Annotated in this window: 1 pseudogene; it reads left to right on the forward strand. The window is 42.8% G+C overall.

The features are described from left to right. A pseudogene (locus PLA23_RS13610) lies at window positions 1-99 on the forward strand (protein-L-isoaspartate carboxylmethyltransferase); the annotation flags it as partial. Window positions 100-381 lie beyond the last annotated feature (282 nt).

The raw sequence follows: 381 nt of genomic DNA on the forward strand, positions 1-381 counted from the left end.
CATGAGAGTATTCTACGGGAGATGGACCGGAGTGATCGGGGGACACGGCCTTCGACAAAGGTGTGTCACAGCGGGTACCTGACGGTTGCGAGGAGATGAGAAATAATATAATTTGGCTCTATTATTGATGATAGCAGGATAATATCCGGTTGAGGAAAGCATGTTTTTTTAGGTGCACAGAAGATATATGCCGGAGAATAGCTAAAAACCCCCCATCCAAAAAATGGAGTTAATAAATACTTTATAAACCTATGACCCCCTAAGAGGGGTTTTTAGCTATCCTCATGTGATGATTCTTCTGTGTGTACATATTAATGGCAATTATAGGGGTACCGGTTGGAACATATCTGATATTGACGGGCGGATATCTACGACAAGCAG

The sequence above is a fragment of the Methanospirillum sp. genome (genome assembly GCF_035406105.1).
Classification (GTDB): Archaea; Halobacteriota; Methanomicrobia; order Methanomicrobiales; family Methanospirillaceae; genus Methanospirillum.